Annotated in this window: 18 protein-coding genes; 15 read left to right on the top strand and 3 right to left on the bottom strand. The window is 71.9% G+C overall.

The annotated features are described in order from the left end of the window. Positions 1 to 92 precede the first annotated feature (92 nt). Both IE248_RS33790 and IE248_RS33785 read left to right on the top strand, forming a co-directional pair. Positions 93 to 719 carry a ScbR family autoregulator-binding transcription factor gene (locus IE248_RS33790; RefSeq protein WP_073797065.1) on the top strand — a complete coding sequence of 209 codons (627 nt, stop codon included), beginning with the start codon at positions 93 to 95 and terminating at the stop codon, positions 717 to 719. Next, a complete protein-coding gene (locus tag IE248_RS33785; RefSeq protein ID WP_190032672.1) occupies positions 716 to 1,678 on the top strand; it encodes an NAD-dependent epimerase/dehydratase family protein in 963 nt (320 codons plus the stop codon). The genes IE248_RS33790 and IE248_RS33785 overlap by 4 nt, the downstream gene beginning before the upstream one ends. 25 nt (positions 1,679 to 1,703) lie before the next feature. Here IE248_RS33785 and IE248_RS33780 read toward each other — a convergent pair whose 3' ends face one another. Next, the gene (locus IE248_RS33780; RefSeq protein WP_079196138.1) at positions 1,704 to 2,321 is read right to left on the bottom strand and encodes a TetR family transcriptional regulator; all 618 of its coding nucleotides are present in this window, start codon (positions 2,319 to 2,321) and stop codon (positions 1,704 to 1,706) included. 427 nt (positions 2,322 to 2,748) lie between these two features. On the opposite strand from IE248_RS33780, the gene IE248_RS33775 reads away from it, so the two are divergent. From IE248_RS33775 to IE248_RS33730, 10 genes are all read left to right on the top strand, one after another. Beyond that, positions 2,749 to 3,954, top strand: a complete 1,206-nt coding sequence (locus IE248_RS33775) for an IS701 family transposase (RefSeq protein WP_073797068.1) — start codon at positions 2,749 to 2,751, stop codon at positions 3,952 to 3,954. Between the two features lie 151 nt (positions 3,955 to 4,105). Next, positions 4,106 to 4,549 (top strand): winged helix-turn-helix transcriptional regulator, encoded by a 444-nt coding sequence (locus IE248_RS33770; protein WP_008742090.1) that lies wholly within the window; start codon positions 4,106 to 4,108, stop codon positions 4,547 to 4,549. 94 nt (positions 4,550 to 4,643) lie between these two features. Further along, on the top strand, positions 4,644 to 5,624 hold the full coding sequence (locus tag IE248_RS33765; RefSeq protein ID WP_073797069.1) for a DUF1702 family protein: 981 nt from the start codon (positions 4,644 to 4,646) through the stop codon (positions 5,622 to 5,624). Between the two features lie 91 nt (positions 5,625 to 5,715). Next, positions 5,716 to 6,702, top strand: a complete 987-nt coding sequence (locus tag IE248_RS33760) for a DUF1702 family protein (RefSeq protein ID WP_008742088.1) — start codon at positions 5,716 to 5,718, stop codon at positions 6,700 to 6,702. A 56-nt stretch (positions 6,703 to 6,758) separates the two neighbouring features. Next, the gene (locus tag IE248_RS33755; RefSeq protein WP_037793737.1) at positions 6,759 to 8,609 is read left to right on the top strand and encodes a CRTAC1 family protein; all 1,851 of its coding nucleotides are present in this window, start codon (positions 6,759 to 6,761) and stop codon (positions 8,607 to 8,609) included. Between the two features lie 2 nt (positions 8,610 to 8,611). Then, on the top strand, positions 8,612 to 9,748 hold the full coding sequence (locus IE248_RS33750; RefSeq protein WP_073776204.1) for an RnfABCDGE type electron transport complex subunit D: 1,137 nt from the start codon (positions 8,612 to 8,614) through the stop codon (positions 9,746 to 9,748). Next, positions 9,745 to 15,642: a type I polyketide synthase gene (locus tag IE248_RS33745; protein WP_190032671.1), complete on the top strand. Its 5,898-nt coding sequence runs from the start codon at positions 9,745 to 9,747 to the stop codon at positions 15,640 to 15,642. The genes IE248_RS33750 and IE248_RS33745 overlap by 4 nt, the downstream gene beginning before the upstream one ends. 3 nt (positions 15,643 to 15,645) lie before the next feature. Beyond that, positions 15,646 to 16,104 carry an acyl-CoA thioesterase gene (locus tag IE248_RS33740; protein ID WP_008742083.1) on the top strand — a complete coding sequence of 153 codons (459 nt, stop codon included), beginning with the start codon at positions 15,646 to 15,648 and terminating at the stop codon, positions 16,102 to 16,104. After that, complete coding sequence (locus tag IE248_RS33735; protein ID WP_008742082.1) at positions 16,101 to 16,646, top strand: flavin reductase family protein; 546 nt, start codon at positions 16,101 to 16,103, stop codon at positions 16,644 to 16,646. Before IE248_RS33740 ends, IE248_RS33735 begins: the two co-directional genes overlap by 4 nt. Continuing rightward, positions 16,643 to 17,992 carry a cytochrome P450 gene (locus IE248_RS33730; RefSeq protein ID WP_008742081.1) on the top strand — a complete coding sequence of 450 codons (1,350 nt, stop codon included), beginning with the start codon at positions 16,643 to 16,645 and terminating at the stop codon, positions 17,990 to 17,992. The genes IE248_RS33735 and IE248_RS33730 overlap by 4 nt, the downstream gene beginning before the upstream one ends. A 93-nt stretch (positions 17,993 to 18,085) precedes the next feature. On the opposite strand, the gene IE248_RS33725 is transcribed toward IE248_RS33730, so the two are convergent. Then, complete coding sequence (locus IE248_RS33725; RefSeq protein ID WP_073797071.1) at positions 18,086 to 18,862, bottom strand: helix-turn-helix domain-containing protein; 777 nt, start codon at positions 18,860 to 18,862, stop codon at positions 18,086 to 18,088. A gap of 26 nt (positions 18,863 to 18,888) precedes the next feature. Beyond that, the gene (locus IE248_RS33720; RefSeq protein ID WP_190032688.1) at positions 18,889 to 20,013 is read right to left on the bottom strand and encodes a ParB/RepB/Spo0J family partition protein; all 1,125 of its coding nucleotides are present in this window, start codon (positions 20,011 to 20,013) and stop codon (positions 18,889 to 18,891) included. Between the two features lie 297 nt (positions 20,014 to 20,310). Between IE248_RS33720 and IE248_RS33715 the strand changes: the two genes are divergently transcribed. The 3 genes from IE248_RS33715 to IE248_RS33705 all read left to right on the top strand — a co-directional run bounded on the left by IE248_RS33715 (position 20,311) and on the right by IE248_RS33705 (position 23,745). Further along, on the top strand, positions 20,311 to 20,898 hold the full coding sequence (locus tag IE248_RS33715; protein ID WP_008742078.1) for a DUF5987 family protein: 588 nt from the start codon (positions 20,311 to 20,313) through the stop codon (positions 20,896 to 20,898). Next, complete coding sequence (locus tag IE248_RS33710; protein WP_073797073.1) at positions 20,895 to 22,562, top strand: FAD-dependent oxidoreductase; 1,668 nt, start codon at positions 20,895 to 20,897, stop codon at positions 22,560 to 22,562. The genes IE248_RS33715 and IE248_RS33710 overlap by 4 nt, the downstream gene beginning before the upstream one ends. Positions 22,563 to 22,671: 109 nt before the next feature. Further along, entirely contained in the window at positions 22,672 to 23,745 is a 1,074-nt protein-coding gene (locus IE248_RS33705) for a carboxymuconolactone decarboxylase family protein (protein ID WP_073797074.1), read from the top strand. Positions 23,746 to 23,779: the final 34 nt, after the last annotated feature.

The following is a 23,779-nucleotide window of genomic DNA, read 5'->3' as shown; positions in this document are numbered from 1 at the left end:
CGTATGTGGTCCCCTCGGTCCTACCGGTTCGAGGGGCAGACCTGTAAAATAAGGGTGTTCGTTTTTTTTGTCGAGAGAGACCGAGAACCCCGATGGCCGAACCGAAGCAAGAACGGGCGGTGAAGACGCGGGAAGCGATCCTTTTCGCCGCTGCTGAAGTCTTCGACGAGTGCGGGTACAGCGGTGCCAGCATCAGCAAGATCATGCAACGCGCGGACGTGACCCAGGGTGGGATGTACTTCCACTTCAAGTCGAAGAGAGGGCTCGCGCTGGCCGTCCTGCAGCATCAGCAGGAGTTCGTGCACTTCCCCGACGGCGGCGCCGGGTTGCAGCGGCTGGTGGACCTCACCTTCTTCATCGCCCACGAGCTGCAGACCAATGTGCTGTTCCGGGCGAGCGTCAGACTCGCCGTCGAGCAGGGCGACTTCGGCGTGCAGGACGACACGGCCTACCAGGAGTGGGTCGAGCAGCTGTACACGCACCTGTGCGAGGCACGTGAGCTCGGCCAGCTGCTTCCCGAGGTCGACGAGCGGGAATGCGCCAACGTGCTCGTCGGCGCGTACAGCGGTACCCAGGTGTTCTCGAACATCGCCAGTGGTCGGGTGGACCTCGCCGATCGCCTCGTCTCGATGTGGCGCTACGTGCTTCCGGGGATCGCCACCCCGAAGGCGCTGGCAGGGGTCGCGATGCCCAGGGGCACGCGAAGACTGGCCGCATGAGGCCCTTACGCGTGGTGCTCACCGGCGCGACGGGCTTCATCGGAGCGACCGTGCTGCGCGAGCTCGCCGGGTACCGGGAGACCCCCGGCGCCGGTGGGCTCGCGCACCTGCGCGTGGTGGGCCGGCGGATGCCCGAGGAGGCGGCGGACGCCGTGGACGAGTGGGTACCCGCCGACCTCGCCGAGCCGGGCACGCTGCGCCGGGTGTGCGAGGACGCGGACGTGCTGCTGCACCTCGCCGCGCTGATCGGACCCGACGAGGCACGGTGCGCGGCCGTCAACGTCGACGGGACCGCGGCCCTGATGGACGAGGCGCTCCGGGCCGGGGTGCGACGGATCGTCCACCTCTCGACGACGGCCGTCTACGGGCCGGGCCCCCACCGGGGCATCGCCGTCGACGGCGTCGTCCCGGCGCCCGCCTCCCCGGCGAGCCGTACCCGGCTCGCCGGGGAGGCGTACGCCCTGGCGGCCGGGGCGGCCGTGCTGCGCCCGGGCCTGGTGCTGGGGCGGGGAGACCGCTGGGTCGTGCCCGTGCTGGCCGAACTCCTGGACGCGGTACCGGCGTTGTGGGACGGCGGACGCGGGATGCTCTCCGCCGTGGCGGTCGACGACCTCGCCCGCCTCATCGCCCGCCTGGGGCTCGCCGGCGGGCTCACGGGCCGGGTGTTGCACGCCAGCCACCCCGACCCGGTGAGCACCGGCGAGCTGCTCGGCGCCCTCGCCCACCACCGGGTCCTTCCCGCGGTGTCGCGGGAGCTGTCGTGGGAGGAGTGCCTGGAGCGGCTGCGCGCGCGGCCGACGCGGGTGAGCGAACGCCAGTTCGCCCTCGTCGCCCGGGACCACTGGTACGACAGCCGCGAGGTGTGGACCGCCGCCGGCTGTCCGCCGGGACCCGGCCCGCTGCAGAGGCTGGCCGGGTCGGCGTCCTGGTACCGGTCCCGGCTCGCGGCCCCCGCGTGACGGCGAGGGCCGGGCGAGCCGGGGTTCAGCTGTCCCGCGTACCGCGCGGGCCGGGTAGCGGGGTCGCCCCGGGGGAGCCGTCCGCGGACACCCCGGCCAGCGCCAGATGCCATACGCGCTTGAGCTGGGCGACCGCGCTCTCGAATTCCGCTTCCGTGCCGATCCGGCTGCGCATGTACGCCTCGGCCCCGCTCGTCAGGTACTCGACGAGGGTCGTGACGTCCGCCGGGAGCGCGTTCTCGCGAAGTTGGCCGGATTCGTACGCACGGTCCAGCAACTCCCGTACGGCCGGCAGCCAGACGTCCGACCAGGAGCCCGTGCCCGGCCGTTCCCGGGACAGCCGGATGGCCGCGCGCACCGCGGGCTCCTCGTCCATGAGACGGGCCAGTTCCAGGGTGAGGTCGACGACCATGCGCAGAGCCGGCAGGTTCTCGGCGGACCTGCTGCTCAGCGCCGCCTCCGTCACGGCCCGGCCTTCCTCCTGGACCGCGTCGGCCAGCTCCGTCTTGGACGGGAAGTGGAAGGTGACCGCCCCGATGGACATGCCGGCCGCGCCGCTGATCCGGGAGAGCGAGGTGCCGTCGTAGCCGGCGGTGTCGAACTCAGAGGCAGCCGCTCTGATCAGGGCGATGCGCGTGCGCAAGGCCCGCTCCTGCTTCACCACGCTGCCTCCTCAGGAGCGTTCCGAGCCGCTGGGGCAGCGAGGTAGGGGGTGCCGGGCCGACGGCTCGCCGCCGGGTTGTCCCGGATCGAGCCCATGTGGAGATGAGGGGACCACCTTCCAGGCCCGCGAACACGTTCCGCAAGTCCGACTTGCTGAAGATGTCGTGGATTGCCCGGAGCGGGCTCCGGGGCTTCCAGGACAGCTTTGACGGCGCTCCGGCGCGCGGCGAGGTGCTGCGGGGAGTGGCGGTCACGGACCGGTGCGGAAGCTTGCCGCAGGTGCCTGTCGGAGCCCGACTTGGCGAAGTGCATCAGGCAACTCTCCTGAGTCGCAAAAAAAAGAGGGTGTTCGCTATTATTCTAGCGTGGTCAGCAGCCGCGGGCCGATACAGGGGAGGGAACACGCCATGGTCACGCATGTTTTGACGAGCAATCGAGCCTCGGTGCCGGTGTTCGCGGACCGGGTCTTCGAAGGGCTGCCGCGGACCGACCAGCGCCGCTGGGCCCAGGCATACGTGGAGAGCCTGCTCACCACGCCGGGCAAGAAGACGGTCCGCCGGCTGGCCGCGCAGATATCCGATTCGCCGACCGCGTCCCAGTCGCTGCACCAGTTCGTGAACGCGAGCCCGTGGGACTGGAACCCGGTCCGCGCGGAGCTGAGCCGGTGGGCGGAGCAGGAGATGACCCCGCAGGCGTGGGTGGTCGGCCAGGCGGTGCTGCGCAAGCGGGGCGAGCACTCCTGCGGGGTGCACCGGCGCTACGTTCCCGCGACCGGACGGTCGGTCACCTGCCAGCTGGGCGTGGGGGCGTTCCTGGCGTCGGCCGACAAGGCGGTGCCCGTCGACTGGCGCCTGATGCTTCCCGGCTCCTGGTCCAAGGACCCGGAGCGCCGCCAGCGCACCCGCATTCCCGACGAGGCCGTGTCGAGGACGGTCGAGCAGCACGCCCTCGACCTGGTCGACTCCCTCGTGGCCGCCAGCGGCACGGCGCCGCTCCCGGTGGTGTGCGACCTGGAATCGGCCACGGGCACGGCGGCCCTGGTGCGCGGACTCGCCCTGCGCGGGCGTGACTTCGTCGTCGCCGTCCCCAGCGGCATGCAGGTCATGGTGGGGCGCCACCTGAGGGTCCAGCGGCCGCAGGCGGGCGGTCCCGAGGGTCCGGCCATGGCGGTGTCCGCCGGCAGCCTGTTCGAGTTCGACGCGGGCATGCTGACCCGGATGGAGACGGTGGCCTCGCTCGATGGCCGGGGCCGGCACACGACGGTCATGACGAGCTACGTGCGCCTGCCGGAGCCGGGTACCGCCGGCGCCCAGACGTACCGCACCTACCGGCTCTTCGCCGTCCGGCCCGAGGACGGCCGCCGCCCGGTCCAGCTGTGGCTGACCAGCCTGATGCACGCCCGGATGGAGTCGGTGCTGGCGCTGACCCGGTTGCTGCCCCGCGCGACGGAGGCGGTGCGAGAGATGGCGGAGGACTTCGGGCTCGTCGACTTCGAAGGCCGCTCCTACCCGGGCTGGCACCACCACATGACGCTGGTGTCCGCCGCCTACGCCTACAGCCGCCTCGACCGCCGTCCCGTCAGGACCCCGGAGCCGATGCTCGCGGCCGCGTAGGACGGCGCCGGCGACACGTCACGGAACGACGACACGGACGGGACGCCGGGACGCCGCGCGGCGTCCCGGGCGCGCGCCGCGGGCCGGAACCGACGGCGGCTTCGCCACATCGGTCCTTTGAAGAGACTCGTCCCGCACCTAGAGTGAGCGAATGCTGAGACACACGTACGAGGGGCAGGACTGCAATCTCGCCCGGTCGCTGGAGGTCATCGGCGAACGCTGGACGCTCTTGATCATCCGTTCGGCCCTGCTCGGCACCAAGCGCTTCGACGGGTTCCTCGGCAGCCTGCAGATCGCCCGGAACGTCCTGACCAACCGGCTGGCCCGGCTGGTCGAACACGGGATCATGGAGCGGGTCCCGTACCAGGAGCGGCCCGTGCGCTACGAGTACCGGCTCACCCCCACCGGCCGCGACCTGACCCGGGCCGTCATCGCGCTGATGCAGTGGGGCGACCGGAACCTGCCGCAGGAGCTCGGCCCGCCCCGCCGCGCCGAGCACATCGGCTGCGACGGACCGCTCCACGTCGAACTGCACTGCTCCGGCTGCGGCCGCCAGGTGCACGACGAGGAAGTGGACGTCCGCAGCATCCGCTGAACACGGTTGCGCACACGAGGAGATGCCACCTCGCGCGAGGTTTCCCACGATGGGGCCCTCCGCCGCCGACAGGGCGGCCGCACGAGGAGGCGTGATGGCACCCGTACTGGGAGCGCTGCGCAGGCTGGCCATGGCACCGTCACTGGCCGAAGTGAGCTTCGCCGGACGCGGGTTCCCCGTGGAACCGTCGGCGCGGACCCGCAAGCTGGAGGCCGTGCCGCAGGCGGTGGTCTGCGGATTCGAGTGGGGCATCGAGGACCGCGACCTCGCGACCACCGAGCGCCGCCTGTCCATGGTCGAGCCGGAGGTCAAGGGCTTCGCCTACGAGGGCGCCACGATGGCCTGCGCCATCCGCGACGTCATGGGGCCGCAGGGCCACCGCACGCGTGACCTGCTCCAGGGCGGGGGCAAGCCGCACATCTTCCTGAACTACATCGGCATCGGCTTCGCCATGGCCCGGCTGCCGCGGCCGCTGTGGAAGAAGCTCGTACCCGACCTGGACGGCGCCGAGTACTACCCGGCGATGAGCTGGCTCGCCGTGGACGGCTACGGCTTCGACCGGGCCTACTTCGACACCGCCCGCTGGGTCGACGAGCAGCGCCTGGACACCCCGTACGCCTGGGAAGGCGACGCCGACTACTTCCAGCGCGCCGTCGACCAGGGCATCGGGCGGGCGCTGTGGTTCATCAACGGCGGTCACACCGCGCAGGTCAGCGCCGCCGTGCGCAGGTTCGCGGGCGACCGCCGCCCCGACCTGTGGAGCGGGGTGGGCCTGGCCGCGACCTTCGCCGGGGGCGCCACCGCCGCGGAGCTGGCCACGCTGGTGGAGGAGGCGGGCGAGAGCCGCGACCACCTCGGTCAGGGCTCGGTGTTCGCCGCGAAGGCCCGCCACCACGCCGGCTTCGTCCCCGAGCACACCCGAACGGCCGTCCACGCGTTCACCGGGCTTGAGGTCGACGCCGTCGCGCGCCTCGCGGACGACTGCGCCGCCACCGAGGCGGACCCCGAAGTGGGGCCGGCCTACGAGGTGTGGCGCAAGGGGGTCCGCGAGCAGCTCCTCGCGCACGCTGTTTGAGCACACGGGAAGTAGACGACCCTCCTGGGCCTCTGGATAGATTCGATTCGCTGCGGGAAATTCAGGGATCCAAGAGGGGCGGTTCAATCCGGTGTCCACATTCTTTGGCGCGATCCGGCGCCGAGTTCTCACACCTCCCACCTCCGAGACGACAATGGAGGTGCGCGGTTTCCACGTGAAGAACGAGGAAGCCAAGGCGCGACTTGAGAACATCGGCGAGATTTTTCTCCGGGGATATGCATACGCCGTCGAGGCGGGCTCCGCCGCCGAGGCCGAGGAAATGCTGGAGACCGTCCCGCTGGACATGCGCGGATTCGCGTACGAGGGCGCCGGCATGGGCGCCGCGGTGTACGACTCGCTGCCGGGGCACAGCGGCCGGCTCTCCGGCCTGCTGGCCGGCAAGGGCCGTGACCACGACTACATGATCTACGTCGGAGTCGGCTGGGCGATGGCCCGCCTGCCGCGGATCCTGTGGCCGGACATCCGCAAGACGGACCCGCTGCTGCGCTGGCTGGCTCTGGACGGGTACGGCTTCCACCAGGCTTACTTCCGCACCGACTCCTACGTGCGCGACCCGCACGCGCGGCACTCCTTCCGCTGGAACGGCGGACACAACGACTACACCCCCAACGCCATCGACCAGGGGATCGGTCGTGCGCTGTGGTTCGTCGGCGGCACCGACCCCGACGTCGTCACCGAGCTGATCCGCTCGTACCCCGAGAGCCGCCACAGCGACCTGTACGCGGGCGCGGGACTGGCCTCGACGTACGCGGGCGGCGTGACGGAGGAGGAGCTGACCCGGTTCGCCGAGGGCGCCGGGGAGCACCGCTTCTCCCTCGCCCAGGGCTCGGCCTTCGCCATCGAGGCCCGCATCAAGGCCGGCACGATCATCGACCACACCCACCTCGCGGCCCGCGTCCTGTGCAACGCGACGGCCGAGCAGGCGGCCCGGGTGTGCACCGACCTCAGGCCCGCCGCAGCCGGCCCCGAGAATTCGCCGGCCTATGAGACCTGGCGGCTCGACGTCGCCGCCGAACTCGCTTCTCTCTCGCTCTCCCGGAAAGGTGCCGACCTGTGACGGACAAAAAGAACTGGCTGCGTAGGAATTCGCCGGGAATTGTCGCTCTTGCCCTCATGGTAAGCACGTTCTACGCGGTCCGGCTGCCCGAGTCCTCCGCCGCTGAGATTTCGGCCGTGGCCAAGGAGTTCGGCTTCGAGCCGATGTCCATCGCCATGCCCGCCGGGTACAAGAAGCAGGAATTCCGACAGGTCAACAAGGCGTACCGGCACATCGAGGGGTGGGTCTCCTCGGTCGGCGCCGGCATCGCCATGAACGACCTCGACGGCGACGGTCTGCCCAACGACCTGTGCGTCAACGACCCGAAGATCGACCAGGCGGTCATCACGCCGGCACCGAACCGCACTCCGGTCCCGTACCAGCCCTTCGCGCTCGAACTGGGATCGCTGCCGAGCAGCGACACCCTGGCCCCGATGGGCTGTGTCCCCGGCGACTACAACGAGGACGGCAGGATCGACGTCCTCGTCTACTACTGGGGCCGTACGCCGGTCATCTTCACCAACAAGGGGGAGAAGGGGAAGCCGCTGACGGCCGCCTCCTTCGAGCCCACCGAGCTGCTGCCCGGCAAGCCGGGCAAGAAGTACACCGGCCCGCTGTGGAACAGCAACGCCGCGGCGGTCGCCGACTTCGACGGTGACGGCCACGACGACATCTACATCGGCAACTACTTCCCCGACAGCCCCGTCCTGGACCCGTCCAAGGACGGCGGCGTGGTGATGAACGAGTCCCTCTCCCACGCCCAGAACGGCGGCGGCGGCCACTTCTTCCGCTGGACCAAGGACGGCTACGAGAAGACCGACGACGCCATCCCGCAGAGCCTGAACAAGGGCTGGTCGCTCGGCGCGTCGGCGGCGGACCTCGACGGCGACCACCTGCCGGAGCTCTTCCTCGCCCACGACTTCGGCACCTCCGGGCTGCTGTACAACAAGTCCACCCCCGGCAAGATCGAGTTCGCCGAGGTCAAGCAGGTCCACAGCGGCACCGTCCCGAAGTCCAAGGAGCTGGGACGCAGCTCCTTCAAGGGCATGGGCGTCGACTTCGGCGACCTGGACAACGACGGCCTGTACGACATGTTCGTCAGCAACATCACCACGTCGTTCGGCATCCAGGAGTCGAACTTCGCCTTCATCGACCAGGCCAACAGCAAGGCCGAGGTGCAGGGCCGCTTCAAGGACGGCGAGGCGCCGTTCAAGGACAAGAGCGCCGATCTGGGCGTCGCGTGGTCCGGCTGGGGCTGGGACGTGAAGACCGGCGACTTCAACAACGACGGCAACCTGGAGATCACCCAGGCGCTCGGCTTCGTCAAGGGCAAGACCAACCGCTGGCCCCAGCTCCAGGAGCTGGCCACGGCCAACGACGCCCTGACCTCCAACCCGCTGTGGTGGCCCAACGTCCGGCACGGTGACGACCTCGCCGGCAGCCAGACCATGCGCTTCTTCGCCAAGGGCGACAACGGCAAGTACGTGAACCTCTCCCCGTCCCTCGGCATCGCCGAGCCCATCCCGACCCGTGGCCTGTCCACCGCCGACGTCGACGGTGACGGCCGCCTCGACCTGGCGGTCGCCCGCCAGTGGGGCGAGCCGATCTTCTACCGGAACGTCGCCGAGAACACCGGCTCGTACCTCGGCCTCAAGCTCGAACGCGAGGACGGCTCGCCCGCCGTCGGCGCCGAGGTCTGCGTCGAACTGCCCGACGGCACCAAGCGCATCGCCCGTGTGGACGGCGGCGGCGGCCACTCCGGCAAGCGCAGCACCGACGTGCACATCGGCCTGGGCAAGGGCGTCAAGGGACCGCTCCCGGCCATGATCACGTGGCGCGACCGCAGCGGGACCGTCCACGAAGAGCAGCTGAAGCTGACGCCCGGCTGGCACGGCGTCCAGCTCGGAACCCAGGCGAAGGAGAAGTGACCATGTCCGAGCAGAAGACCCCGCCACGCCACAATCCGAAGGTCACCACCGCACTGCGCCGGTTCGCGATCTCGATTTCCGTGCTCAACGTCTTCGGCTACACGGTGCTCGGCTTCGAACAGCCCTGGACCTGGCCGTTCATCGCGCTGGCCACCTCGTACACGCTCGAAATCGTGCTGGAGGTGCTCGGCGCCCGCTCCGAGAAGCGCGAGCCGCGCTTCCGCGGCGGCGGCTTCAAGGGCCTGGTGGAGTTCCTCTTCCCGGCCCACATCACCGCCCTCGCGGTGAACATGCTGACCTACGTCAACGACCGCGTCTGGGTCATGGTCTTCGGCGTCATCGTCGCCGTCGGCACCAAGTGGGTGCTGCGCGCCCCGGTCAAGGGCCGTATGCGGCACTTCATGAACCCGTCGAACTTCGGCATCGCGGTCATCCTGGTGCTCTTCCCGTGGGCCTCGATCGCGCCCCCGTACCACTTCACCGAGTACCTCGACGGCGGCTTCGACTGGCTGGTCCCGGCGATCATCATCTCGCTCGGCACGCTGCTCAACGCGAAGCTCACCGAGCGCATGTGGCTCATCCTGGCCTGGGTCGGCGGCTACGCCCTCCAGGCGATCGTCCGCGGTCTGATCTTCGACACCTCCATCCCCGCGGCCCTCGCGATGATGACCGGCGTGGCGTTCGTGCTCTTCACGAACTACATGATCACCGACCCGGGTACGACGCCCTCCTCCAAGTGGGGCCAGATCGCCTTCGGCGGCGGCGTCGCCACCATGTACGGCGTCCTGACCGCCCTGCACGTCGTGTACGGCATCTTCTTCGCCACCGCCCTCGTCTGCGCCATCCGCGGCGCCTTCCTGTGGACCGCCGACGTGGTCACCAAGCGCCGCGCCGCCGAGGTCGCCGCCATGGCCGCCCTGGAGCAGTCCGTCGCCGGCGCCGAGAGCTGCCCGAACGGCTGCCCCGCCGGCGCCTGCGCCTGCCCCGCCGACACCCTCGTCGCCCAGGTCTGCCCGAACGGCTGCCCGGCCGGTGCCTGCGGCTGCGCCGCGGATTCCGCCTGCTCCTGCCCGGCCGGCGCCTGCGCCTGCCCCGCCGGCGGCGAGGCCGTCACGCAGAAGATCGCGGTCGCCGTATGACCAGAATCGCCATCGTCGGGATGGCCTGCCGCTATCCCGACGCCACCAGCCCCGGTGAGCTGTGGGAGAACGCCGTCGCGGGACGCCGTGCCTTCCGCCGCCTGCCCAGTGTCCGGATGAACCTGGACGACTACTGGGACGCCGATCCCACCGTCCCGGACACCTTCTACGCCCGCAACGCCGCGGTGCTGGAGGGCTACGAGTTCGACCGCATCGCCCACAAGATCTCCGGCGGCACCTACCGCTCCACCGACCTCACGCACTGGCTCGCCCTGGACACCGCCGGGCGCGCGCTCGCCGACGCCGGATTCCCGGGCGGCGAGGGCCTGCCCCGCGAACGCACCGGCGTGGTCGTCGGCAACACCCTCACCGGCGAGTTCTCCCGCGCCAACGTGATGCGGCTGCGCTGGCCGTACGTACGGCGCGTGATGGCCGAGGCCCTCGGCGACCAGCCGGACTGGGACGAGGACCGCGTCGACGAGTTCCTCGACGACGTGGAGGCCGCGTACAAGCAGCCGTTCCCGGACATCAACGAGGACACCCTCGCCGGCGGCCTCGCCAACACGATCGCCGGCCGGATCTGCAACCAGTTCGACCTGGGCGGCGGCGGCTACACCGTCGACGGCGCGTGCTCCTCCTCGCTGCTGTCGGTCACCACCGCCGGCACCTCGCTCGTCAACGGCGACATCGACGTCGCCGTCGCGGGCGGCGTGGACCTGTCCATCGACCCGTTCGAGATCATCGGATTCGCCAAGACGGGCGCCCTCGCCAAGGGCGAGATGAAGCTCTACGACCGCGGCTCCAACGGCTTCTGGCCCGGCGAGGGCTGCGGAATGATCGTCATGATGCGCGAGGAGGACGCCCTCGCGGGCAACCACCGCATCTACGCGACGATCGCGGGCTGGGGCGTCTCCTCCGACGGCCAGGGCGGCATCACCCGCCCCGAGGTCAGCGGCTACCAGCTGGCCCTCAAGCGCGCCTACGACCGCGCCGGGTTCGGCATCGACACGGTCGCCCTCTTCGAAGGCCACGGCACCGGAACGGCCGTCGGCGACGCCACCGAGCTCACCGCCCTCATGGGCGCGCGGGCCGCGGCCGACCCGGACGCCCCCGTCGCCGCCATCACCTCCATCAAGGGCATGATCGGCCACACCAAGGCCGCCGCCGGCGTGGCGGGCCTGATCAAGGCGGCCATGGCCGTCGATAACCAGACCCTGCCCCCGGCCATCGGCACCGTCGATCCGCACGAGCTGCTCACCGCCACCGACGCCAACCTCAAGGCGCTGCGCAGGGCCGAGGCCTGGCCCCAGGGCACGCCCCGCCGCGCCGGCATCACCGCCATGGGCTTCGGCGGCATCAACACGCACGTCGTCCTCGACGAGCCCGCCACCCGGCGGCGCGCCCCGGGCCGCGGCCGGGGCGCGGCCCTCGCCCACTCGCTGCAGGACGCCGAACTGCTGCTGCTGGACGCCGAGTCGCCCCGCGAGCTGCGCGCCCGGATCACCGAGGTCGCCGACTTCGTCGAGCAGGTCTCGTACGGCCAGGTCTCGGACCTGGCCGCCACGCTCCAGCGCGAACTGCGCGGACTGCCCCACCGCGCCGCCGTCATCGTCTCCTCCCCGGAGGACGCCGAACGCCGGCTGCGCCACCTCGCCGGGCTCCTGGAGACCGGCGAGAGCGAGCACACCGCCGCCGACGGCCGAAGCCACCTCGGCAAGGCCACCGGCCGAGGCCGCATCGGCTTCCTCTTCCCGGGCCAGGGCTCGGGCCAGGGCACCGGCGGGGGCGCGCTGCGCCGCCGCTTCCCCGAGGCCGCCGAGGTCTTCGACCGGGCGGGGCTGCCGACGTCCGGCGACATGGTCGCCACCGACGTGGCGCAGCCGCGCATCGCCACCGGCTCCGCCGCAGGCCTGCGCGTCCTGGACTCCCTGCGGCTGGAGGCGTCCGTCGCCGTCGGCCACAGCCTCGGCGAGCTCTCCGCCCTGCACTGGGCCGGGGCGATCGACGAGGAGACGCTGCTGGAGGCCGCGCGGGTGCGCGGCCGGGCCATGGCCGAGCACGCCGACTGCGGCACGATGGCCTCGCTCGCCGCCGCGCCGGAGCGGGCCGAGCAGCTCATCGAGGGCCTGCCCGTCGTCATCGCCGGCTACAACGGTCCCGAACAGACGGTCGTCGCCGGCCCCGTCGACGCGATCGAGGAGGTCCAGCGCCGGGCCGGGCGCGCCGAGCTGGGCTGCACCCGCCTCGCCGTCTCGCACGCCTTCCACTCGCCGCTCGTCGCACCCGCCGCCGCCTCGTTCGGCGCCTGGCTCGACGGAGCGGCGTTCGCCCCCGTCTCCGGCCGGGTCCTCTCCACCGTCACCGGGGCCGAACTGGCCCTCGACACCGACGTGCCCGAACTGCTGCGGCGGCAGATCACCGACCCCGTCCGCTTCACCCAGGCGGTCCGGGCGGCCGCCGCCGACGTCGACCTGTTCGTCGAGGTGGGTCCGGGCCGCGTGCTCAGCGGCCTGGCCCGGGCGGCGACCGGGATCCCGGCCGTCGCGCTGAACACCGACGACGAATCGCTGCGGGCCGTCCTCCAGGTGGCCGGCGCCGCGTTCGTCGCGGGCGCGCCGCTCGCCCTCGAACGGCTCTTCCAGGACCGGCTGATCCGGCCGCTGGAGGTCGGACAGCGCTTCTCCTTCCTGGCCAGCCCCTGCGAGGAGGTGCCGCAGGACGACGCGCCGACGGCCCGGCCGCTCCCCGCGGCCGCCGCCCCCGCGCGGCCCGCGCGGGTCCGCACCAAGAAGAAGGCCAAGGCACAGCCGGCGCCCGAGGCGGCGGCCCAGGCCCCCGCCGGTCAGGCCGCCGGCGCCGAGGACGCGGCGGCCGAGGGCGCCGCGGCGCTCGACGTCCTGGTCGCCCTGGTCGCCGAACGCGCCGAGCTCCCCGCGGAGCTGGTGGAGCCCGGGACCCGGCTCCTGGACGACCTGCACATGAGCTCGATCACCGTCGGACAGATCGTCAACCAGGCGGCGTCCCGCCTCGGGATCGCCGCCGCCCAGGTGCCGACCAACTTCGCCACCGCCACCCTGGGCGAACTGGCCGAGGCCCTCGACACGCTGGTCAGCACCGGCGGCGCGGCGCCCGACGAGGCCGCCGCCCCGGTGGTCACGGGCTCCGCGGCCTGGTCCCGGCCCTTCTCCGTGGACCTCGACGAGGTGGCCCGGCCCCGCGCCGGCGCCGAGGAGAGCGACGGCGACTGGGACCTGTTCGCCCCGGCGGGCTCCGCGTTCGGCGCGGAGCTCAAGGCGGCGCTCGCCCACGCCAAGGTGGGCTCCGGCGTCCTGGCCGTCCTGCCCAAGGGCTCCGCCCAGGAGCAGACCGACCACGTCCTCGAAGCGGCCCGCAAGGCCCTCGCGGGCGGCTCCGGACAGCGGTTCGTCCTGGTCCAGGACGGCCGCGGCGCGGCCGGGCTGGCCAAGACCCTGTACCAGGAGGCGCCGCACCTGCGCACCACCATCGTCCACACCCCGGTGACGGACGACGCGGTACGACGGGTCGTGGCCGAGGTCGCGGCGACCACGCGGTTCGCCGAGGTCCACTACGACGAGGCCGGAGTGCGCCGCGTACCGACCCTGCGGGCGCTGCCCGTGGAGCCGCTGCGCTCCGACGCCCCGCTCGACGCCTCCGACGTCCTGCTCGTGACGGGCGGCGGCAAGGGCATCTCCGCGGAGTGCGCCCTCGCCGTGGCCCTGGAGACCGGAGCGAAGCTGGCCGTACTGGGCCGCTCCGACCCGCAGGCGGACCGGGAACTCGCCGAGAACCTCGCCCGGATGGCCGACAGCGGCGTCACCGTGCACTACGCGCGCGCCGACGTCACCGTCCCGGAGCAGGTCGGCGCGGCCGTCGCCGAGCTGGAGCGGGAACTGGGCAAGATCACCGGTCTGCTGCACGGCGCCGGGCGCAACGAGCCCCGGCCGCTGACCCAGCTCGAACCGGCGGACTTCCGCAAGACGTTCGCCCCCAAGGTCGACGGCCTGCGCCACGTCCTCGACGCGGTGGGCGCCGGCGAGCTGAAGCTGCTGGTCACCTTCGGCAGCATCATCGGACGGGCCGGCCTGCGCGGCGAGGGCCACTACGCCACCGCCAACGAGTGGCTGGCCGACCTCACCGAGGACGTCGCCCGTACCCACCCGCAGGTCCGCGCCCGGTGCATGGAATGGTCGGTGTGGTCCGGCGTCGGCATGGGCGAGAAGCTCTCTGTCGTCGAGTCCCTCGCCCGCGAGGGCATCACCCCGGTCTCCCCGGACCAGGGCGTGGAGATCCTGCTGCGCCTGATCTCCGACCCGGACGCCCCCGTCGTCACCGTCATCAGCGGCCGTACGGAGGGCATCGACACGGTACGCCGCGACCTGCCCCCGCTGCCGCTGCTGAGGTTCACCGGCAACCCGCTGATCCGCTACCACGGCGTCGAACTGGTCACCGAGGTCGAGCTGAACGCCGGCACCGACCCCTACCTGGCCGACCACCTCCTCGACGGGAACCTGCTGATGCCGGCGGTGCTCGGCATGGAGGCGATGGTCCAGGTCGGCGCCGCCGCCACCGGCCGCAGCACCACTCCGGTCATCGAGGGCGCGCGCTTCCTGCGGCCCATCGTCGTCCCCCCGAACGGCAGCATGCGCATCCGCGTCGCCGCCACCGTCACCGGCGCCGACACCGTCGACGTCGCCATCCACGCCGAGGACACCGGCTTCGTCGCCGAGCACTTCCGGGCCCGCCTGGTCTACTCCGGGGTCCCGGTCCCGGACGGCCCGCCGCTCCAGGTCCCCGCGGACACCCCGGTGGTCCCGCTGGACCCGGCGAACGACCTGTACGGCGGCATCCTCTTCCAGGGCGCCCGCTTCCAGCGGCTGCGGCGCTTCCACCGCGCCGCCGCCCGGCACGTCGACGCCGACGTCGCCGTGGAGCGCGAGCCGGACGGCTGGTTCGCCGGCTTCCTGCCGGGCGGACTGCTCCTCGCCGACCCGGGCATGCGCGACTCCCTCATGCACGGCAACCAGGTGTGCGTACCCGACGCGACCCTGCTGCCGTCGGGCGTCGAGCGGATCCACCCGCTGGGCACCGGAGACCACGTACCGGACCGGCTGCGGTACACCGCAGTCGAGCGCAGCCGCGACGGCGACACGTACGTGTACGACATCGCGGTCCGCACCGAGGACGGCACCGTCGTCGAGCGCTGGGAGGGCCTGACCCTGCACGCGGTGCGCAAGACGGACGGGTCCGGCCCCTGGGTCACCCCGCTGCTCGGCCCGTACCTGGAGCGCAGCCTGGAGGACGTGCTCGGCGCCCGCATCGCGGTCGCCGTCGAACCGCACGGCGACGCGCCGGCCGGTTCGATCTCGCAGCGCCGCGGCTTCACCGCGGACGCGGCGGCACGGGCGATGGGCAGCCCGGTGACGGTCCACCACCGTCCCGACGGCCGACCGGAAATCGGGGCGAGCCGGCACGTGTCGATGTCGGCGGCCCACGGGCTGGGCGTCACCGTCAGCGCCGTCTCCGACACCGAGGTGGCCTGCGACATCGAGGCGGTCAGCATGCGGCCGACCGCCGAATGGCACGGGCTGCTCGCCGAGCACGCGCCCGTCGCGCAGCTGGTCGCCAAGGAGACGGGAGAGGCGCCCGACACCGCGGCCACGCGGGTGTGGAGCGCCGTGGAATGCCTGAAGAAGGCCGGGATCATGGCGGGCGCGCCGCTGACGGTGCTGCCGCGCCGCAAGGACGCCTGGGTGGTCTTCGCCGCCGGCGACCTGCGGATCGCGACCTTCGTCACCGGGCTGCGCGACGCCCTGGAGCCCGCCGTCTTCGCCTTCCTCACGCATGCACCGGATCACATCGAAGGGCGGTCCTAGATCATGGCGGAAGACTATTTCGAGATGCGGCACCTGGTCGGTTTCGAGGAGACCAACCTGGTCGGCAACGTGTACTACGTGAACTACCTGCGCTGGCAGGGCCGGTGCCGCGAGCTGTTCCTGCAGCAGAAGGCGCCGGACGTGCTGGCCGAGGTGCAGGACGACCTCAAGCTGTTCACGCTGAAGGTGGACTGCGAGTTCTTCGCCGAGATCACCGCCTTCGACGAGCTGTCCATCCGGATGCGGCTGTCGGAGCTGGGCCAGACACAGCTGGAGTTCACCTTCGACTACGTCAAGGTGACCGACGGGGCCGAGGTGCTGATCGCCCGCGGCCGGCAGCGGATCGCGTGCATGCGCGGCCCGAACACCAACACCGTGCCCTCCCTCATCCCCGAGGGACTGGCGCGCGCCCTGGAGCCGTACTCGGCCGCCGGCCGCGCCCTGTCGGGGCGGGCCGCATGAGCACCCTGACCGCCGCGCCGCCGCGGGACCTCGCCACCGGCGACCCCGCGCGGCTGCGTCGGGCCTTCGGGGCCTTCGCCACCGGGGTGACCGTCGTCACCGTCGGCGGCGAGGCGCCCCGGGGCATGACCGCCAACTCCTTCACCTCGGTCTCGCTGGACCCGGCCCTCGTGCTGCTGTGCGTGGGCAAGGAGGCGGTCATGCACCGCACCCTCGCGGAGGCCGACACCTTCTCGGTCTCCGTGCTCGGAGCCGGCCAGGAGGCCGTGGCCCGGCACTTCGCCGACCGCTCGCGGCCCGCCGGCGCCCGCCAGTTCGACGCCGTCGACTGGCTGCCGGGCAGCGCCACCGACGCCCCCCTGATCGCGGGGGCGGCCGCGCACTTCGAATGCGCCAAGTGGCGCGCGTACGACGGCGGAGACCACACCGTGTACCTGGGGCAGGTGCTCAGCCTCGACGAACTGCCCGACCGCGAGCCGCTGGTCTTCCACCGCGGCCGGTTCCGCCGGCTGGACGCGCCGGCGCAGGGAGGAGCGGCATGAGCGTCCACCCGCCGGGCCCACCCGTCTGGGCGCTGCCCGGACTGCTGCGCAAACTGGCCGTCGACCGGCTCGCCATGATGCGCGACGCGGCCGAGCTCTCCGACGCCGTCCGCGTCTCGATGGGCCCGAAGAAGATGTACATCTTCAACCGCCCCGACTACGCCAAGCACGTCCTGGCCGACAACGCGGCCAACTACCACAAGGGCATAGGGCTCGTGGAGTCCCGCAAGGTGCTCGGCGACGGCCTCCTCACCAGCGAGGGCGACCTGTGGAAGGCCCAGCGCCGCAACGTCCAGCCCGCCTTCAAGCCGGGCCGGATCGCCGCGCAGGCGGGCGTCGTGGCCGAGGAGTCCGGACGCCTGCTGGAACTGCTGCGCTCGCGCGCGGACGGCGGCGCCGTCGACGTGCTCCACGAGGTCACCGGGCTCACCCTCGGGGTGCTCGGCCGGACCCTGATGGACACGGACATGGACGGGCACGGCGGCATCGCCCACGCCTTCGAGGCCGTACAGGACCAGGCCATGTTCGACATGGTCACCCAGGGCCTGATGCCGACCTGGCTGCCCTTCGCGACCCAGCGCAACTTCCGCCGGGCCCGCGCCGAACTCACGGCCACCGTCGACGTGCTCGTCGCCGACCGCAGCGCCCGGATGTCCGACGGCGACGGCGCCGACGACGCCTTCTCCCGGATGATCCTCGCCGCCCGCAAGGAGAGCGACCCGGCCCTCGGCCGCAAGCGCCTTCAGGACGAACTCGTCACCCTGCTGCTCGCCGGGCACGAGACGACCGCGAGCACGCTGGGCTGGACCCTGCTGCTGCTCGCCCGCCACCCGCACGTACGGGACCTGGTGCGCGAGGAGGCCCGCGCCGTGCTGGCCGGCGGGCGGCTGCCCGAGGTCGACGACCTCCACAAGCTCTCGTACACGATGCAGGTCGTCCAGGAGGCCATGCGGCTGTACCCGCCGGTGTGGATCCTGCCGCGGATCGCCCAGCGGGCCGACGAGGTCGGGGGGTTCTCCGTACCCGCCAAGGCGGACGTACTGGTGTGCCCGTACACCCTGCACCGCCACCCGGACCTGTGGGAGGACCCGGAGCGCTTCGACCCGAGCCGCTTCGAGCCGTCACGGGTCGCCAAGCGGCCCCGGTACGCGTACATCCCCTTCGGCGCGGGACCCAGGTTCTGCATCGGCAGCAACCTCGGGATGATGGAGGCGGTCTTCGTCACCGCGCTGCTCACCCGGGACCTCGACCTGGACGTCGTGCCCGGGCACGCGGGGATCGCCGAGCCGATGATGTCCCTGCGGATGCGCGGGGGACTGCCCATGACGATCCGTCCGGCGCACTGACCGGGCGGCTCTCGGGGGACACGAAGAAGAGGCCGGCCGCGGCATCCACCGCGGCCGGCCTCTTCTTCGTGTCCCCCGCGGATCCCCCCCGCCTCAGCTGGCGACGGCCTCCATGGCATGGGTGCGCAGGTCCAGCAGGGCCATCAGCACCGGCGGTTCCGTGGCGTCCAGGGGTCGCAGCGTGATCTCGGCGGGCATGAGCAGGGTGTCCGCGTGCGCGGTCACCGGCCCGTAGCGCCCGACGGAAACGGTGTCGTCATCGCCGGTGCCGGACGGCAGGTGCTCGGAGCCGTACGGGACGGAGTGCACGAGGACGTACCAGGTGCCGACCGGGACGTCACGCAGCTCGAAGGCGCCGGGGCCCTCCAGGACGGTGCAGCGGACCGGCTGGCCCTGCGGAACGGGCGTGGGGAAGAGGCCGACGAAGCAGTAGCCGGACGAGCGGCCCTCGGTCATCTGCACACGGCCGCGCAGGGTGGAGCGGATTCCGGGCACGCTCGGGGAGGGAAGCGGGCCGGAAACGATTTCGGGAGTGAATCCGCCCTTGTCGCGGAACATGCTCGGAGAAACGCCGACGCACGCCTTGAAACGCGAGCTGAAGGTGCCCACGCTGCTGTAGCCGACCTGGCTGCTGATGTCCGCGACACTGAATTTGGTTTCGATGAGGAGACGCTTGGCCTCCTGAAGGCGGAGTACGGAGAGAAAGCGTCCGGGAGACGTACCGGTCACATCGCGGAAAACCCGGGTGAAATGGAACTTGCTGAACATGGCGGTGCGCGCCATGTCGTCGATCGTCAGTTCCTGGCCGAGATTTGTGTGCATGTCGCCGATTACCCGGAGGACAGCAGCCTCAATGGCGGTGGTGGTCACCGTGTCTCCCTGTCGTGTAGTAACGCTCAATGCCGTGAATCGGAGGCCGCGCGCCATTCGGGTGCGGATGCCATGTCGGTCAGGCGCCGCCGGGACAGGTCCTCGGCGAAGCGCTGCCAGGTGCGCGAGCACTGGAGCGCCAGTTCCGCGACGGCGTCGGTGCAGTGCGGCGGTACGGCGTCGGCCTGTTGCCGCCAGGCGTCGTCCACCACGAAGTGGGTGTTGAGCCAGCGAAGGAACTGCCGCCCGGATTCGGAGTGGCGCAGCGAAGGGTCGCGGACCAGCCGGCCGAGGGCCTCCAGCGAGGCCCGGCTGCGGCCCGACAGGCCCTGGGCGGCGTACGGACCCTGGGCGCGCGCGGGGTCCGGCGGGTACGCGCGGACGGGGTCCGGGGGAGGCGGCGCGGGTCTCGCGGCCGCCACCGCGGGCGGGCGCGGGCCGAGCGGCGCGGCGGCGCTCGCGTCGGGTCTCCCGGCGCCGCTTGCGGGTGCGCTTGCCGGTGTGCTTCCGGCGGCCCGGCGCCCCCGGGGGATCGGCTCCTCGCCGCGCAGCAGCCGCTGACGCACGTCGTGCGCGGTGCCCAGGGAGATCCCGGTCTCCTTGACGATGGCCCGCAGCGGCAGATCGGGGCGGCGGGTCATGAGCTCGGCGGCGCGCAGGCGTTCCGCGGTCCGGTCCAGCGGGTGTGCCCGGCCGTCCATGCCGACCCGGAGGTTCGACTGCGGATTTTCCTCGGTTGAACCCCGGCGGATCGCGGCGACCGTCTTGGGGTCGACGCCGACGTGGGCGGCGACCGCCCGGTCGGACAGCTCCGGGTGCGAGCCGAGGATGCGCGCGGCGGCGGCCTTGCGGTCGGCGACCGTCAGCGGCAGTCCGTGGGCGACGTTGGCGGACACGGAGCGCAGGAAGCCCTCTTCCGGCGTGCCGTCGAAGTACCGGACCTCGACCGACCGCAGGCCGAGGGCGCGCGCGGCGGCCAGCCGGTGCATTCCGTCCACGACGCGCAGCGTGGTCCGGTGGACCAAGAGCGGCGGCAGCGCCGGGAACATCCCCGCGAGCCGTCGCACGTGCTGTTCGTTCATTCCGTCCAGGCGCGGCGAATCCGCCGCCAGCAGCGAGTCGATGCGGACCTCGAACGCGCGGTGGGACAAAGACGCCTCGGGCGCACTGTTCGCTTTCAACTCTCCCCCTTGAGTCCGCACGCCCGCGCACCCCACCTGCCCGCAGAACCCCCGTTCAGCAGCCGGGAGGAATACCTCCTCCAGAAGCATATAGATCGACCGGTTTTTTTTCTGAGCCGGGTACGGCGATGCGGCGACTCCGGTTAGTTCATTGAAAGGACCCACTTCGTGAAATGAACGGCCGGACTCAGTTGCTCGAAAAGACTCTGCAGTTCTACGTTCCTCTCACGCCCCAGAAATACCCAGACCACCTGAGTGGAGGCCGAGTTGCAGGCTGTGGAAGAAGGCACGGAACGGAGGGTCGAGATCGGCGCCGACCAGGCGCTCACCCTTGAGGCCTACGCCGACACGATCGTGCCGGGAGAGAAGCGCTGGCCCGGGGACCGCGCGGTCGCCGGAGTCAGCTCGGGCGGCGGAGCGGTCGCCGCCGGCGCCCTGGAGCTGCTGCGCTGGGACGCCACCGGCATCCACGACGGCCTGGAGGACCTGGCGGATCTGGTCAACGGCCACGCCGGGACCTACGCGGCGGACGCGGGCCTGACCCTCGACGGGGCGGTGCCGCCCTTCGTGGCCCTCGCCTACGAGGACCGGGTGGCGCTGATCCAGGAGCTGACCACCCCGGGCCACCCGGAGAAGGACTTCTGGGTCCTGCTCTCCCTCTTCTGCAACATGGCCTTCGACTCGGCGGCGCACCTGCACACCGCGCAGGCCATCGAGGACGGCCACCCGGGCCTGGAGGCCATGGGCATCACCAAGCCCGACGCCGACGGCCTCTGGCGATTCCAGGACTTCGGCTACGGCCGACAGCTCGCCGACCTCCACCCCGCCACCACCCTCTCCGGGAGCCCAGCATGAGCAGCACCATCGAGAAGACGGACGTCCTGGTCATCGGGAGCGGCTTCGGTGGCGCCATCGCCGCCTACCACCTCGCCGCCGGCGGCGCGAAGGTCACCGTGCTGGAGCGCGGGCCCTGGCTGGAGAGCAAGGACTTCGAGCACGACTACAAGCTCGGCTCCTCCTACACGCGGGCCTTCGACTTCGTGGTCGGCGACGGGATGAGCGTCCTGGGCGGCAACTGCGTCGGCGGCGGCAGCGTCGTCTACTTCGCGGCCATGCCGCGGGCGCCCAGGTTCGTCTTCGACCGCAAGGGCAGCATCGGCCGCCGGATGTGGCCGAAGGCCGTCAGCCGCGAGACCCTCGACCCCTGGTACGACCGGATCGAGGAGTCCCTCTCCGTCAGCAAGCAGGAGTGGAGCGACGTCTCCTACGCCGGAGGCCTGTGGGCCGCCGCGTGCAACCACTCGGGACGCACCGCCAACCCGCTGGCCGTGGCGATCGACAACTCCAAGTGCACGAACTGCAACTTCATGATGGCGGGATGCCGTTTCGAGGCGAAGCAGTCGCTCACCGTCAACTACCTCCCGGCCGCGCTCGCCCACGGCGCCGAGATCCGCCCGCTGCACGAGGTGCAGTACCTGGAGCGGACCCCCGAGGGCGACTACCGGGTCCACTACAACATCGTGCACGACGAGGACTACCGCCTCCAGAACGGCTCCGGCGTGATCGAGGCCAAGATCGTCGTGATGGCGGCCGGCGCCGCCGCGACCCCCGTCATCCTCCAGCGCAGCGAGGCACACCTCGGCACGATGCCGCACGCCGTGGGCCGCTACTTCTCCGGCAACGGCGAGCGCCTCAACACCGCGATCCTCAACGAGGACAAGGTCGCCGAGATCCTCGGCCTGAGCCGCGGCGACGGCGAGCTGCCCTACGGCGCCAACGCGATCGGCAAGGGCCCGACCGTCGCCAGCTGGGACAGGCTCGACGGCTCCCTGCCCGAGTACTCCCGCTACTCCCTTGAGCAGCTCTACTTCCCGCCGGGCCTGGGCACGATCCTCGCCCAGGTGCCCGACGCCTCGGGCCCGACCTGGTTCGGGAAGGAGAAGAAGGAGATCCTCAAGAACTGGAAGTCCTGGCTCACCATCTTCTCGATGACCGAGGACGACAACGAGGGGGTCTTCGGGCCGCCGCCGGCCACCGGGAACGCGATGCGCATCTCCCAGCAGATGCTCGGCCGCGGCAACCTCTCCTACAAGCCGACGAAGAACACCTGGCACGGCTGGAACCAGTCCGACGCCGAGGTGAAGGAGATCATGGAGAAGGACGGCCTCGCCAAGGTGATGCCGTGGACCAACGACCTCGTCGGCGCCTACACGGTGCACCCGCTGGCCTCCGTACGGATGGGCGACGACCCCCGCACCTCGGCGCTGGACGACACCAACGAACTGCGCGGCCACTCCGGCATCTTCGTCACCGACGGCTCCGCCGTCCCCGGCGCGCTCACCGTCAACCCGGCGATGACCATCGCGGCGATCGCCGAGCGCGCGGTGCCGGGCATCGTCGCGGCGGCCCAGCGCAGGGGTGTCGCGGTGACCTACGGGGCCCCGTCCCCGACCGGTTACAAGAGCGGACGCAAGGCGGTCCTGCCGCTGCTGCGCCAGAAGCGGCTCGTCACCGTCTGACGGCTCCGGACGGCTTTTCGCCGACCAGTGAGTTGCTTCACACAACCCATGTGCGTGACCAGTGGGTTGCTTCAAAAGACCAGCTATCGCATCGGAACAGGAGGCGGCGGTGAGACCGCTCGTCAGAGGAATCCTGAAGGGCTCCCTCAAGCAGATCCGGCACGTCACGGCCGTCCCGCACGCCGACGCCGAGGGCCTCGTGGCCCAGGTCTACGACCAGGCCCGCCGGGAGTTCGGCGTCGTGGCGCCGCCGCTGGCCCTCCACTCGCCGGCCCCCGTCGCGCTGGCCGCCTCCTGGCTGATGCTCAGGGAGACGCTGCTCGTCGACGGCCGGACGAGCCGGGCCGCCAAGGAGGCCGTGGCCACCGGGGTCTCCGAGGCCAACGAGTGCCCGTACTGCGTCGAGGTCCACCGGGCCAAGCTCGACACCCTGCCGGGCGGCCGCGACGACCGGGCCCTGGGCCCGATCGCCGACTGGGCCCGTACGAGCGCTGCCGCGGCCCCGACCGACTCCGCCGATCCGGCCGGCTCCGCGGACCCGAGGCTTCCCGCCGACGCGGCCGGCATCGCCGAGCTGTACGGCGTCGCCGTCACCTTCCACTACCTCAACCGGATGGTCCGGCTCTTCCTGCCGGACTCCCCGGTCCCCGACGCGGCCCCGGCCGCCGGGCGCGGGCCCGTCATGCGGATGGTCGCCCGGGCCATGCGGCCCGACTCCGGCGCCCCCGTCGCCGCCGGTGCCTCGCTCGGCCTGCTGCCCGCCGCGCCGCTGCCGGCCGGACTGGCCTGGGCCGGGGCCGCCCCGGCCGTGGCCGAGGCACTCGCCCGGTCCGTCGCCTCCGTGGACGCGGCGGCCGAGCGCTGGATCCCCGAGGCCGTCCGCGAGCGCCTGCACGTCGAACTCGCCCTCCACCAGGGCGTCGTCCCCGGTCCGGGCCGCGCCTGGCTCGCCGCCTCCGGCGACGGCCTGGACCCCGCGGACCTGCCGACGGTCCGCCTCGCGCTGCTCGTCGCCCTCGCCCCGTACCAGATCACCGACGCGGACCTCGCCGAGTTCCGCGCCGCACACCCCGGAGACCGGGAACTCGTCGAGCTCGCCTCATGGGCGGCGCTCACCGCGGCCGTCCACATCGGCGGCCGGTTCCCGAACCCGGTCCGCCCCACGACATCCGCCGCCCGCTGACCGGACGGCACCGCCCGCACCCCACCACTTCGCA

Origin of the sequence: Streptomyces goshikiensis (assembly GCF_014650555.1) — a bacterium.
Classification (GTDB): Bacteria; Actinomycetota; Actinomycetes; order Streptomycetales; family Streptomycetaceae; genus Streptomyces; species Streptomyces goshikiensis.
Note: the sequence above shows the minus strand (reverse complement) of the source record. Positions and strands in the feature narration are given on the sequence as shown.